Origin of the sequence: Paenibacillus sp. CAA11 (assembly GCF_003060825.1) — a bacterium.
GTDB lineage: Bacteria > Bacillota > Bacilli > Paenibacillales > Paenibacillaceae > Fontibacillus.
This window is the reverse complement of the sequence record NZ_CP028922.1, coordinates 2,344,652-2,357,535: the sequence shown is the minus strand read 5'-3', so window position 1 is coordinate 2,357,535 and position 12,884 is coordinate 2,344,652. Positions and strand designations below refer to the sequence as shown.

Below are 12,884 nucleotides of genomic sequence, written 5' to 3'. Positions count from 1 at the left end.
TGAATTATCAGTCCCGATCAGAGTTAGATCTAACCGGGACTCGAATGAACATGCTGTCGCTTTACTTCTTTCCATATACCTCATCGATCGCTGCCTGGAATGATGCCTTGTATTTCTCTACAACGGTGGATACCGAGGTTCCATCACTGAGCTCCCCGACAAAATCATAGTACTTTAAGTTAGGAAAGGTCTTGTGGTCGAGTAAGACCATATTGGCCGCTACTTCCTTCGCATTACTTATATCTTCTTCATTCGTAAGCAGACTTTCATAAGATGCCTGGTCTGGATAGTCATATATAGAATCAATGTCATTAATTTTCTCCCAAATATAAAGTAATTTATCAGGATCCTTCACCGCTTTAGGGATGAATAAAGCTTGATATGCCGCCTCGTAAGAATGATATTTTGAAGCGCTCGGCCCCTTAGGAAAAGGAACAAAACCAATATCAGCATCAGGCATATCCTTCTTAAATCCATCTAACTGAAATAGAGCTCCTGTATACATCAACGTGTTACCTTGACGGAAGAACTGGTCTGGTTCAGTCCAATCTCCGCCTTCAGTCGGTCGGGCTACTTTCTCCCTTGCAATCTGTGAAACAAAGTTAAGCGCTTCTATTGTTTTAGGATCACTTAGATTTTGTTTGTCCTCTTTTGTAAGACTAGTTTCATTGGATATTAATGCAAATTCCAATGGCGAAGGGTTAGCAAGCCCCCAGGAATCTAATTTACCGTCGTTATTCGTATCCTTATTAGCCTCTTTTGCAACTTGGATAAAGGTATCCCAATTCCACTTGTCTTCGTTCACATACTCTTGCAGAGGTTTCATGCCGAGCTTGTTCATCAGCGTACGGTTGTAAAAAATACCCTGTACGATATTGGCTTGGTTGTTGAACCCATAACCTCTTCCGTTGTAACGCATATATTCATCTGTTACTTGCTGATTGAATGAAACTGGATTTTTTGTATACTCATCAATGGGCCAGAATAAATCCTGTTTTACGAGCGTGGGAATGGTATAAAACTTTCCAAGTCTAACAATGTCCCCGATCGGCTCTCCCGCTAATAAAGATGCCGTCACTTTCTGCTGGTATTCGCCATAATCAATTGCTACATACTCCATCTTGAAGTTATGCTTCTTCTCCAGCTCTTCAAGATTCTTCTTACGCTGGATATTGTCCGGATTATCCTCCGGGATTGTCATATCCCACCACGAGACCATTTTGATCGTTCTGCCGCCCATGTCAAAATTCATTTCTGGCGTCTTGTACGTCTGATCGCCTCCCGTATCCACCTTATTATTTGTATTGGCAGTTGTTGTACTGTTGTTCTCCTTTGCCTCCTGGTTCACCTTTTTGTTAGCCCCGTTTTGTGAGCTTGAGCTGCTACTGCTGCAGGCCGACAATATAAGCACCAGCGTACAGAGCAGCATCAACGTTTTCCGAATTCGCATGCCCAAAACCCTCCCTGTCTCATGATAAGAAACCCATTGACACGAAAATTGTAGCGCTTACATCCGAAATGGAGCAACCTGCTGCAAATTAGAATTTCTACCCGTCAAATCATAGATGGAATTAAATTGCTGCCTGTACCGTGCGAATAAGTAAACAACGGTTGCCAAAATAAAAAAAAGCACATTGCCTGATAAGGTTGTGCTTTTCATAATAGAAGAAAACGATTACAAAATATGCTGCAGCTATGACTCGATAAGTTAAAGGGGGAAACATTTTGTATAAAGTGCTGCTTGTTGATCCCGATCATCGTTCAAAAGAAATAACGCATGCCCTGATTAACGGAGAACGGATCAGTTTCTCTTATGAATTCCAAACCGCTTCACCTGCTGATGCCATGTCTATATTATCCAGAGATTACAACTCCCTTGTAGTGATTAGTCTGAGATCCTCAGAGGATGAAGGTCTCCGGCTGTGCGGACAAATCCGGAGAATCAGCCATGTGCCGATTATATTAATCGGCGGCAGCAAAGACTTTCAAGTGGCTCGGAAAGCATTGTCCTACCGTGTAAGCGACTTTTTGCCGGACCCCTTTATGCCGCGGGACTTTGTAGAAAGTATGGAAAAGGTAAAGTCTCAATCAGAGGACGTCTTCGCATCTCGATCAGAACTTGCTGTTTATCCCGCCAACAAAGCTTCTTCAGTGCCTTCAGCCAGCATTATTGATAAGGTCACAGCTTATATTGAAGATACGCTGGATCAGAATATCACACTGAAGGAAATATCAAATATTTTTCATTTTAATTATTCTTACTTGGGACAAAAATTTAAAGACCAAATGAGCATGACCTTCAAAGAATACCTACTTCAACAGCGCATGGAAAAAGCGAAATACTTGCTGGCAAACACAAATTTGAAAGTTTATGAAATTGCCAAGGAAGTTGGATATGTCGAGCTTGACTGGTTCTACAAGAAATTCAAGTCTTATACGGGGGTTAGTGCCAAAGAATTTAGGAAGCAAATCACCCTCTCTGCATAATTCAATAACACCAAAGGCCCGCCTCGGCATGACCGGGCGGGCCTCTAGTTTAGATGGCATCAAGATATGGATGATTTGAATTGCCAACTCTCAATCTGGAACAAAGGCTGCTTGGAGGCGCCCTTGAACAGTAAATACAGGTCATGAATACCTGAAGCATCACTAATGTTTGTAGCAATCGTCTTCCATTTCCCATAAGTTATAGGAACCTCAAGCATTCCAATGAGCCTTCCATTCACAGTATCCAGATGAAGCTCGATCCACCCAACTCCTTCACCATTATTTAACATAGAAGCAGAGAAGGAGGCCGCTCCGTTACCGAAATCAACGCCGGATACAGCAATCCAATCACCATGATGGATATCAGTCAAGATCATCCTAGACGCACCAGTTTGCAACGAAACGGATTCCTGCAGCATCTGCACGCTGATTCCTGCACTCCAAGCTAAAGTTCCAGCCTCTGTACGGATGAAAGGGTTCAGCGGCTTGATCTGCTCCACTCCCTTCAAATCAGCAGCGACCTCCTTAATGAAACCATCTTCATCATAATTTATTCGATTGATATGGGTCGAACGATAGCCCTTCGAAGTCCCCATCGCCTTGGATAAGGTTTGTGCATGATAGGCGATATACCAAGCATTCTGAAACTGAAAAATCGCATGGTGATTGTTTCCGCTCACCCCGAAAAAGTGACCTGGGTTCTTGAGAATGGTACCTTTATAAGTCCAGGGCCCCATTGGGTTATCACTGGTCATATAAGCAATTTCCCCCGCCGGTGGACTTCCGTCAGATCGTGAGCCAGTATAGAAATTAGAACAGTATGTGTAATAATAAATGCCTTCAGTTTTATGGATACCCGAATCTTCAAACATGAATGGGGCCGGAATTATTCTTGCTTCACCAGTGACGCTGATCATATCTTCGCCTAGTCGCATTACACGAGCGGTATCCGGCTGCTCATGCTGACCTTCCCGCAGACCTCCGCCAAAATATATATAGGCTTGACCATCATCATCGACCAGAACGGCAGGATCGAACAGCCATACCACACCTTCAACGCCGGCTGTGTCCCTTGTAATCAGCGGCTTGCCGATAGGATCTACCCAAGGACCTGTAGGATTGTCGCTCTTCAATACTCCGATGCTACTTGCGTTATTGGCAAAGTATAAGAAAAACTGATCTTTCCCCCCTATGCACTTGTGAACAGCTGCCGGCGCCCATGATTGAGTCGCCCACTTGGCAATCCCCTCGGAACCCGCAACAGGAATGACTCCATGATCCGTCCAGTTCACCAAATCATCCGAAGACAGGACTGATATTCGGTTAATCGTACTATAACTATTGTCTTTAATTCCCCCATGCTCATCGTATTCCAGCACGTCGTCCGTATTAAACACATATACACGATTCTTAAAGACTAACACATAAGGGTCAGCCCCAAACCGATGGGACACTAGCGGGTTACCGTTTGGCGGCACTTTGCCGATCGGTGAATGGATCACTTCATTCGTCATTATCATCAACTCCCAAGTAAGCTTAATTCCCCAGTTTATAACCATGCCTTTTCATACTGAGAATTTTAATTATTGTAATGCCTTCTCTAGGCCAAAAAAACCAGCCTAATCTGCTCTAATCACCCGTCAAATTCAAGGAATTGGTCTTCTTTTTCATCCTAACAGTAAACTGTCACGATATTCCTGCGGGGTCAGCCCTGTCATTTTTTTAAAAAAGCGGGTAAATGAGTGAGCAGCCTCATAACCGACAGACAAAGCGACCTCTCTTACCTTCAGATCATTTTCTCTGAGCAGTTCCTTGGCCTTCTTGACTCGGCATGAATCGATAAACTCGGATAGATTGATCCCCTTCGCCTGCTTAAAAAAGCGAGATAAATACGACGGATTAAAATGATGGATTTCGGAAAGCCGAACAAGCGATAAATCTTCACCGAGATGCTGTTCGATATACTGACAGATCCGATCAACCATGAGCGCAGATCTGCCTTGCTCTTCTGTTTGTTTAAATCGAAAGATTCGCTTCCCTGTTTGCTCTAAATAAGCAAATCCTTCTCGAATCGAGGTATGCTCATCCAAACGCAGAAGCCTTCCGTAGTCATCAATATGTATATGTAGCCCCAGACGGGCAATGCAGGAATACAGCATCAACGCAATCGTATAATAAGTTTCAACCACAAGCTGCACATTTCCGTTTCCGTCCATGTGCAGCATCTTACTCGACACTTTATCTAACTCCGTCAGGAACTCCTTCATCCTTCCGGATTCAAGATGGGTTTTCAATACTTCGACTTCCCGTCCATCTGCAAAGCATTCCCTGCCTTGCCTACCTTCTAGGAGCGAACCATGTTCACGATCTCTGACAAATATCAAATCGCCATTACCCATCTTTAACTGCTGCAGCTGGCGAAGCCGCTCATACTGGTGCGTCACCATCTTCCATTCACAAGCGAAGCCGCTCATGGTTAACCCGATAGACTGTCCTAAGGATGTAATGCACGCTTCCTGGAACAGTTCCAGTGTTCCCTCCACATACTTCATGAAATGGCCGTCAGGGTTACCGCTGACCTCAGGAGACGGCTGAACAAACCAGATCAGCTCATCATGCTTATCGACAATGCACATGCTGCGGGTCTTCTCCATAAAAAAAGAACTGCCTAACATTTTAACGGATAGAACGATGCTGCTTTTCTCCGCATATGTCATCCCTACCCGGTAAGAGATGTGTCCAAGCGCCAGCACTACCGGATATTCTGGATCCAAAGGTATATCTAGCTTGTGAAAATCATCATGCCAAGCTTCCTCCCGCTCGCATAGAACATCACTCTCCTGAAGCACATACCGCAAATAATTGTTCTGTTCCATAGACCGGATCGATAATAAATGCTCCTGAGACTGCTCTAGAAGCTGGTTTAGCGAGTAATCTTGCTCTATTTCGCTGATTACACTCTGCACGGCATCAATGACTTTACCATACCCCTCCGCCTTCAGAACATAACGCACATTCAGCTGCTGAATAGCGCGGTAGACAAACTCAAACTCCTGATACCCGGTCAAGAAAATGACCTTACACCGGGGCCAATATCGCTGAATCTCTTCTGATAGTTCCAGCCCATTCATGCCTGGCATGGCAATATCCGTCAAGATAATATCAATTCTTGTGCGCGACATCCAGTCAAGGGCTTCCTTGGCAGAATAAGCCTTGCATACATCAAGCTGTCCTGGTTTCAAATGACTAAAGACTTCATAAAGACCATCGGTAATGATATCCTCATCGTCAACAATCAGAAGTCTATACATCTAGGATCTCCTCCTTGGCCTGAATTCGAATGACAATCTTAAGACCATTTAGTTCACTTCTCGATATGATTAATCCGCTGCCTTCTCCATAGGTCAGTACGATGCGTCGATGAATGTTCATTAATCCGGTCATTTCATGAGATTTAGTATGATGTGCTAAGTGCTCCTTTAGCATCTCGATTTCTGCATCATCAAGGCAGATTCCATTGTCCTCCACGGAAATAGTCCATTCGCCAGAGGACTGTGCAAATGTGACCCTTAACAAGCCTTCCTTCTGCACTTTTTCGAGACTATGTTCATACGCATTTTCAATAATCGGCTGAACGATCAGCCTAGGTACCTTAATCCTCTCCATCTCCTTAGGTAGTTCATCGAATTGAACACGGATTCGTCTGGAAAATCGAAGCTGCTGAATCTCCATATACCTTCTTGCATGCTTGATTTCCTCGGAGAGCGGCACGTTGTCTTCACTATTACGCGTAATAAATCTATAATATTCGCCCAGCATAACCGTGAATTTCTCAATCCGTTCTATATCGCCAGTTTTGGCAAGCGAATTCAGAATAAAAAAGCTGTTATATAAGAAATGGGGATTAATTTGCGATTGTAATTGTTTTAACTCGGCCTTTTGCATCATCAATTTTTGCTTATAATCTTGGTCTATTAATGTTTGCAGCTTAATGAGCATTTGATTAAAGCGATCGTATAGGTAGCCAAACTCATCCTTTTGGGCATGTTTGATTTGACTATTTAGAATTCCGCTCTCCATTCTTCGAAAGCTTTGTACTAATAGAAGCAGTGGTCGATGAACGAAACGATAGGTGGAGATAATATAGACGAGCAGGGCAAAGACTGACGTAATCATAAATAACCATGCCCAACGATTAAATTTATATAACGGTCTTTTAACGGTTTCCTCAGGTAAATAGGATAGAAGTGAAAGGTTAAGTTTGTTGGAATCTGCCATGTTAAAATGATACTTGTGGCCTTCAATTCCTAAAATGATCGTATTGTCAGTTCTCCCCCCAGCCTTTCTCTTGAAAGCCTCTATAACCTCTTGCGACGCACCGCGGCTCTCAACTTGAAATCCAGAATCCTTCGAAATGAGCATGGATCCGCTTCCAGGGTATACATTGAGTAGTTGCAGTGTGTCTTTTAATTTCTCGCTATCGATTTCAACCTGAACAGTACATAGCGGCTCCTTGTTATGCTTTCCCCCAAACCTGAATGCGCTGAGCTGAAGCGAATCTCCCTGTCTGACCAATCGGCTTGCACCGGGACCTCCCATGGAACGGATCTGCTCGTAGCGCTCTCGTTCTAGGGCATGTACAGCGCTATTAGCCGATATTGTTTTATTTATGGAAGGGATATGAACATAGATATCTTTAACATAAGCACTGCTGTTTTTGATCGAGACCAAGCGACGGAGTACATAATTAATACTCCTCCTTTGCTCAACCCTATCCATTTGCTGCCAAGTAACAGCAATTCTATTTAATTCCCCTTCTTGCAAAATATCGAACTGTTGAATTTCTAGCCATTCTATTTCCCGGTTCAAATCTTCGAGGTATGTTGATAATTGCGTCAAAGTATTCCGGGACATTTCCTCGCTTGCATTCCTATAGCTCCAGTTGTACAGATAGACTCCAAGCAATATGATCGGAAGGATAATGACCAAATACATCATTAATAGCCTCACGAAGATGGTGTGGCGCAATGAATTTACAGGGATCCTTAACAACGAAACGCCCCTCCGATACTTTAAAATTCACTTTTGAACTTCATTTAATGGACTTATTCCTTCTTATTTCGGTACCATTCATTCACTTCTTCCGTCATCTTCGCCCCGCCTAATCGATACCACTCCTTGACGAAGGAATCGAAATCTTCAAGCGGACGACCAATGATAATATTTATAAAAGTATCATTCTTAAGCGTATCGAGAATTGGTTCCATATCTATCATGGTGTCTGTTGAAGCGCCTGCAAAGCTGTCGTACAATAGCTGGTTATTCTTCCTATAATGATCGAGAATGGCAAAAGCACCGGTAGGTCCATAGGTTTTTTCCCATCCCCATCCTATTAAGTCATTTCTTGTGACAAAGCCATCCATATATTTTTGAATCGCTCTAGCTTCATCTTTAAGGACAGCAGAGTTGCCCGTCCGACGAGCCTCTTCAATTTGGTAATAAGCATCGAGATTCTTAAGAGCGGGATATGGAGTCACTGGAGATAGCTTCCATACTGGATAAGGGGTGCTGTAGTAGGTTTCATATTCGGCTGTGGCACCCCAGTTCTTCTCCAAATGCAGATTCAATAGCTTCACGATCGCTTCAGGATGGGCATACCCTTTTTTCACAGCAAGAAATTGGTGGGTAGCAAACCGTAATGGTACTTTGGCTGCTTTTTCTGTATTGGAAACGATCGGGAAAGCCTTCCACCTTGCTGAACGGTCTTGTGAATAATTGGCCTCAACCCAAAAAGAGCCCCACTGTTGCCCATACATCATCCCGTATTTCCCATTGGTGAGCTGTTCCTTTACTTTGACACCGTCATTGTACATAAATTCTTTATCTATTTGCCCTGTCCGATACATGTCCTGAAGCACCTTTAATGCTTTCTTTACTGATGGCTGAACGGCTCCATAAACTAGCTTTCCTGAATCCTCCTGTATCCATAGGTTAGGATAGGCTTCATAACCTGCCATAAAACCAGTTAGACCCATAACAGGGTCCCATAGGTTCTGCGTTATAGGCAAGCCCATGGTATCCTTCTTTTTGTTTTGATCAGGGTCTTGGTCCGTAAAAGCTTTAGAGATGACGAGCACATCTTGCATCGTCTTCGGCGGCTGCAACCCTAAACGCTCAAGCCAATCGGTTCGGATCCATATGAACTCAGCCTCTTCGATCGATGAATCCGTCTCAGGTATTCCCATCAGTTTCCCGTCCACAGTAGCAGCTTCAAAGGGGCCTGTTCCTTCCTGACCAAGAATTTCTTTGGTCAATGGAGCCGCATAATCCTCGTAGACTTGAGTCAAATCTTGTATCATTCCTGCATTGCTGAGCTGTCGGAGCTGCTCGCCATTTACCCTTACGATATCCGGCAGATTCCCTGAGGCAAGGGCTACTCCCAGCTTTTGATAATATAAATTTCCTTTAGCAGCCCAATCATATTTAATCTGAATACCAAGCACCTGCTCATAGAGCTGGCTCCAGCGATTGTTCTCCAGTGTCTCACCCGGAAGGACATTGATCAGATCCTCAAGTTCATCGCTATTCTCCTGTACGAAGGTAAGTACAATAGGCGGGTTGTATTTACTTAATCCTGGTCCCCTATAACTATGATGTCTCTCATCATTTTTCGTCATGACCTGTTGATCTAGCTTATTGCTTCGATCTTGAAATACGAGAGTAATGAATAAAAATACCCCCACAAGAAAAAGCCCTAACCAGGGCCATTTAAGTATTCGCAAGTTCAGCACCTCCCATCCTAAAACCGCATCCTTGAAACCTTCTGTGTATGGGTCACAGCCCGTAACCAAAGGCCAGTATGGTAAACTGCTTCTCCTTGTGCTCAGCAGCCATCTTGATTTCAATCGTATGTTCAGCAGCAACCTGCTCATTGACCAGAATTACAGCATTACAGTGTGTCCAATTGTTCTCGTGGGGATCAGCAGTTTTAAAGAGCTTGCCATCAACCCATATTTCCGCTGTTCCAAATTCGCTCTTTCCTGAGTCCTTGTACACAAGGAGAAGGCGCTTGCAGAAGATCGTCATCTTGAAGCCCTGACTTTCATCATTGCCGGCGTGCATCCAATTATATGGGAATTGAGGAGAAGCATAGGGATGATCATCCAATTCCACCATCTGCAGATCGGTGTCAATTTCTCTGAAGCTGCCTATGTCAAGATCAGCAATCGCATCTGCATTCCGGCGGTCCAGCAGCCGCACGTTAACAAAGTCATTTCCAATCATCGGCGGCTTATCTGTAGTGATGTCCTGCTCATCCAGAGAGGAGCGGTCTGTTACTTCGAACAACCAGCCTAGACAATCAGACATAATCTTATGTCCAGCATTGGTTGGATGATAGATATCATAGAAAAACTGCTTCTTCGAAATGACCTTACCTTCAGCTCTGCTCAGACGGAACTGGTCAACTACAGCATCCTTTATGCTAACCATAGGTAGGTTGTAGTGCCAGCCTACAGGAGCCAGCCGTTCTTGCAAATTCCAGTCGTCTATGAACACGCTGAACAGTAGGATCACGGCGGGCTTGTTGGGGGAGTTCAATGCTTTAAGCACCAAGCTTTCATAACAGTTTCCCCGTGTTTCGTCACCGGCATCGTTAACAGCGAACTCCACAATCACTATTTCCGGATTCACAGCCCCATCTCTTAGCACATCCCGTTCATAACGAACGAGGCCCAGCTCTGATGGCGTTCCGCCCACTCCTGCTTTAATGAGATGCACCTTCTCCGTTCCGTCCTGTCCAAACATTTGCTTGAAGAGATTATATGAACGATAGGCATAGCATTCCTTATGAAGCGGTACAGCTGTTGCACCTTGAGTAATAGACCCGCCGATATAAGCGATCGTAACTTCCTCGCCTTTCTTCGCTTTTTTGATAGCTGCCTTTAACCGTCTATTGTTGCCTTTGTTTAGAAGGGATTTGGCAATCATTTCGTGATAGGCCTGTGATTCAAAGTCAATCGGTGGTTCTGTTGTAGCCTCCGGAACTTGATAGCCATCATGGAGGTAGAACTTTACGCTGGCAGTCGCAACCACCCCTCCCTGCTCGAATTCAAAGGTGAATTTCCCGGGAACTTCATCATTTGGAGACCGCTCGTACTGATCCAGAATTAGAATTACTTCTGAGCCGTCCGCCGGGCAGGAGATTGTAAATTGAGAGCCTGATTCATATGGACTGATTACTTCCCGGTTCTCCATGGTAAATTGAACGGAGGATATCTCGCTGTCTTCTGCTTTGACTGAGATCCCAATACTATGTACTAACTGACGAAAACCACTGGAGTTTCCTAATTGGGTCAGAATGCTCTCATCCAAAACCCCACCTGTATAACGAGCTTTCTCGGCTAGCCGGCCTTCCAGATATATCTCATGTGAAAGCTTGCCATCCGGACGAACAGTAGACTCGATCAGAGATTCATGAATAACATAAAATCCGCTGCGTTTGGCAACCGGATCTTTGGGGGCAATTGGCCCGTCACCATCACCCACATTTGAGCGAAGGTCTCTCAGGAAATTTTCGTTCATTTGCCATCTACCTCTTTCGTTAATAATGGATCTTCTGTGCTTCTCAGATCAGAATTAGATTTGTGATTAGCAGTAATCTGGTCGTCCACCCTAAAATAATCAAAATCAACATATCCTCCAGCAGTGACTGTAGCGTAGTTAAATAATGCAAATCGATATCCAACAAAATGAGGGAGTGTATAGGTCATTTGAAGTGTATTGCCAATGGGTGTCCATAGATTGCCGTCAAGGCTGTAATAAAAATATGCCTTATCAGTTAAATGGTAAAAATCAAATTCAATTTTTAAATAAACGCGATCCTGAGTTAGAGGGATACTTTCAATGACTTGCAGTTGTGCAGTGCTACCGTTAGCCATAACGATAGATTTAGCGGAACCGTTCATTTTAACACCAACAAAACCATAGTTCTCCTGTAATGCAGCAAGACCAGCTGTATCCCCATCTTTCATATGACCCACTTCAATAGCAATGCAGCCAGAACTTTCTGGACCAAAGCTTCTCTGTGTTAAAGTGTTGCGGGCGTCTAGAAGCTCTCGGCATATGCGTCCATTCTTAAGCCGCAAGAAGCCAGGACGTTCTGTAAGAGACCAGGAATGACCATCTGGGTTATGATTCCATTGCCACGCTAGAGCCAGATTGGAAGAGGAAGAAGCAGATTCAGACCGTTGATCAAACTCATCAGAGGTTACAAGGTTTGATTCTGTACGATGAAGCGGCAAGGATAGAGAGTCAGGGACTTTGCCTTGATATCCCAAAATCGGCCAGTCATCTTTCCAGGTTACCGGTACGAGGTAAGGAATTCGGCCGACAGAACCCCGATCTCCGAACAAAAGCGCATACCAGTCTCCTGAACAGGTATCGATCAGACCACCCTGAGCGATACCAGCATCCTGAAGAGCTACTCTCCCCTCATAAGGTCCATCAATGGTGTCAGAACGATAGATCAGCTGTGTTCGCATGCCGCCTTTAGGCCAAGTAATCAGAGATATATAATAATATCCATTTATCTTCTGGATATGAGCACCTTCTGCGGGAAGGCCGACGTTCGGGCCCGCAATCAAACTAGCATTTCTGATAATTACTTTGTTCAGACCGTCCTCTTTCTCCATTGTCGCGTCCGATGTGAGCTCTGTAATTCGTATGTCACCGCTGCCATGCACGAGATACACACGACCATCGTCATCGAAGAGCAAGGACATATCATGATAGAAAGCAAGTGTCGAACGTGTCCAGGGGCCTTTCTCAATGTCCAACGTTTGGTAAATATATGTCTTCCCCGCCGAATTGGATGAGAATACAACATAGAATTTACCGCTATGAAAGCGTAGACTGCTTGCCCAGGAGCCTTTTCCATACTCGCTACGACCATTGCTCAGTCTTTGTTCGTCACCATCTTCTAGAGTATCGTAGACATAGTTAACAATATTCCAATGTACGAGATCGTACGACTTCATCACCGGAACGCCTGGGTTGAAATGCATGGTCGTGCTGGTCATATAATAGATTTCTCCAACCCGTATTACATCGGGGTCTGGAATATCGGCCCAGATCAACGGATTATAGACAGTTCCCTCTAAATGGCTGATTTTCTCTTTCCATGCGGGTACACCTCGGTTTAGTTTTCTTGGTAAACCGTTCGTATTATTCGGCGGTAACATCCTGTTCTCCAATGGACAGATCCTCCTTCATTCATCATTCATCATAAAGCGCTTACAATTGTTCTTAAAGGAAATGAGCTTTGTTTTGTATGGAGGGTAACTTTCACATAGATGGAATTATCGTATAAATACAGAACTTCTGGATATGTTTAACAT

General features: G+C 44.2%; 8 protein-coding genes. 1 reads left to right on the top strand and 7 read right to left on the bottom strand.

Going from position 1 to position 12,884, the window contains the following annotated elements; genetic code table 11:
* Nucleotides 1-61: 61 nt before the first annotated feature.
* On the bottom strand, nucleotides 62-1,450 hold the full coding sequence (locus DCC85_RS10890) for an ABC transporter substrate-binding protein (protein WP_108465613.1): 1,389 nt from the start codon (nucleotides 1,448-1,450) through the stop codon (nucleotides 62-64).
* 284 nt (nucleotides 1,451-1,734) lie between these two features.
* Here DCC85_RS10890 and DCC85_RS10885 point away from each other — a divergent pair, with 284 nt between their 5' ends.
* Nucleotides 1,735-2,487 (top strand): response regulator, encoded by a 753-nt coding sequence (locus tag DCC85_RS10885; RefSeq protein WP_234414464.1) that lies wholly within the window; start codon nucleotides 1,735-1,737, stop codon nucleotides 2,485-2,487.
* Between the two features lie 59 nt (nucleotides 2,488-2,546).
* On the opposite strand, the gene DCC85_RS10880 is transcribed toward DCC85_RS10885, so the two are convergent.
* The 6 genes from DCC85_RS10880 to DCC85_RS10855 form a co-directional block, all read right to left on the bottom strand.
* Nucleotides 2,547-4,001 (bottom strand): glycoside hydrolase family 43 protein, encoded by a 1,455-nt coding sequence (locus tag DCC85_RS10880; protein WP_108465611.1) that lies wholly within the window; start codon nucleotides 3,999-4,001, stop codon nucleotides 2,547-2,549.
* A 153-nt stretch (nucleotides 4,002-4,154) separates the two neighbouring features.
* Nucleotides 4,155-5,798, bottom strand: coding sequence for a response regulator transcription factor (locus tag DCC85_RS10875; protein ID WP_108465610.1), 1,644 nt, complete (start codon nucleotides 5,796-5,798; stop codon nucleotides 4,155-4,157).
* Nucleotides 5,791-7,356, bottom strand: a complete 1,566-nt coding sequence (locus tag DCC85_RS10870) for a sensor histidine kinase (RefSeq protein WP_442789527.1) — start codon at nucleotides 7,354-7,356, stop codon at nucleotides 5,791-5,793. The genes DCC85_RS10875 and DCC85_RS10870 overlap by 8 nt, the downstream gene beginning before the upstream one ends.
* A gap of 236 nt (nucleotides 7,357-7,592) precedes the next feature.
* Nucleotides 7,593-9,164: an extracellular solute-binding protein gene (locus DCC85_RS10865; protein ID WP_108467817.1), complete on the bottom strand. Its 1,572-nt coding sequence runs from the start codon at nucleotides 9,162-9,164 to the stop codon at nucleotides 7,593-7,595.
* Nucleotides 9,165-9,321: 157 nt separating this feature from the next.
* Nucleotides 9,322-11,070: an SGNH/GDSL hydrolase family protein gene (locus DCC85_RS10860; protein ID WP_108465609.1), complete on the bottom strand. Its 1,749-nt coding sequence runs from the start codon at nucleotides 11,068-11,070 to the stop codon at nucleotides 9,322-9,324.
* The gene (locus DCC85_RS10855) at nucleotides 11,067-12,740 is read right to left on the bottom strand and encodes a glycoside hydrolase family 43 protein (RefSeq protein WP_234414425.1); all 1,674 of its coding nucleotides are present in this window, start codon (nucleotides 12,738-12,740) and stop codon (nucleotides 11,067-11,069) included. The genes DCC85_RS10860 and DCC85_RS10855 overlap by 4 nt, the downstream gene beginning before the upstream one ends.
* Nucleotides 12,741-12,884: the final 144 nt, after the last annotated feature.

Bases quoted from the DNA above. Each gene is read 5' to 3' on its own strand.
- DCC85_RS10890 (WP_108465613.1), bottom strand. From the start codon at position 1,450: ATGCGAATTCGGAAAACGTTGATGCTGCTCTGTACGCTGGTGCTTATA.
- DCC85_RS10875 (WP_108465610.1), bottom strand. From the start codon at position 5,798: ATGTATAGACTTCTGATTGTTGACGATGAGGATATCATTACCGATGGT.
- DCC85_RS10860 (WP_108465609.1), bottom strand. From the start codon at position 11,070: ATGAACGAAAATTTCCTGAGAGACCTTCGCTCAAATGTGGGTGATGGT.
- DCC85_RS10865 (WP_108467817.1), bottom strand. From the start codon at position 9,164: ATGACGAAAAATGATGAGAGACATCATAGTTATAGGGGACCAGGATTA.
- DCC85_RS10880 (WP_108465611.1), bottom strand. From the start codon at position 4,001: ATGACGAATGAAGTGATCCATTCACCGATCGGCAAAGTGCCGCCAAAC.